This window comes from Oleiphilus sp. HI0066 (assembly GCF_001635725.1).
Map to the genome: position 1 here is coordinate 1 of NZ_LWFH01000780.1, position 1,135 is coordinate 1,135.

At 46.6% G+C, this 1,135-nt stretch carries 1 protein-coding gene; it reads left to right on the forward strand.

What is annotated here, in order from left to right; genetic code table 11:
* A partial coding sequence (locus tag A3738_RS09430; RefSeq protein WP_068763566.1) for a Na(+)-translocating NADH-quinone reductase subunit A occupies positions 1–1,135 on the forward strand: 1,135 nt, incomplete at both ends.

Here is a 1,135-nt window from a genome sequence, read left to right on the forward strand (position 1 = left end):
ACTGGCGCTCCAGAACAAAAGATAACTGACGCAAAATCGGTCAGTCGTGTAGCTCTTGNTGGGTTCGACTATGTCGGAATGAAACCAACAATGGCTGTGCAGGTTGGCGATGTCGTTAAGAAAGGTCAGTTACTTTTTGAGGATAAAAAGACCAGCGGTGTTCGTTACACTGCGCCAGCCAGCGGTAAGGTTGTAGAAATTAATCGCGGTGAACGACGAGTCTTTCAATCTATCGTTATTGAGGTAGAGGGAAATGATGCAGAGTCATTCGATAAGTATGATACTGCGGCGTTTGAGTCGTTGACGCGCGATCAGGTACGCGACAATTTAGTTGCTTCAGGTATGTGGACAGCTCTACGTACACGCCCTTTTAGTAAGGTGCCTGAGTTAGGTAGCGTTCCAAATTCGATTTTTGTAACTGCAATGGATACAAATCCTCTTGCAGCAGACCCTTCAGTTGTTATCTCCGAGAAAGCCGAAGCATTTTCAAGCGGTTTGACAGTCCTTTCTAAGTTAACTGATGGTCGTGTGTTTGTGTGTTGTGAGGCGGGCAAAGAGCCTAGCGTTCCTTCATCAAGCCAAATTGCTGTTGAGACGTTCTCGGGCGTTCACCCAGCAGGTAATGCTGGCACGCATATTCATTATCTTGACCCTGTTAGTGCTGAGAAGACTGTTTGGACTATCTCATATCAAGACGTGATTGCCATCTCTGAGTTGTTCGCAACGGGCGAGCTTTCAGTTGAAAGAGTTATTTCGCTAGCTGGCGAAGGTATTGCTCGGCCTCGTTTGGTTCGTACTCAACTAGGTGCTTGTGTAAGCGATTTGGTCAACGGCGAAGGTGACAATGTTACCTGTCGTGCGATCAGTGGTTCTGTGTTTGGCGGTCGTACAGCGCGCGATTCAGTTGACTTCTTGGGTCGATATGCACAACAGATTTCAGTCATTCCAGAGCCTCAAGAACGCGAGTTGTTCGGTTGGTTAAACCCGGGCATGAACAAGTTCTCTGTCATGAACATTTACTTATCAAAATTAATGGGAAGTAAACTGTTTAGCTTTAGCACCACTACAAATGGTAGTGAACGCGCGATGGTTCCTGTTGGTGCTTATGAACGTGTAATGCCATTAGACGTCCTTC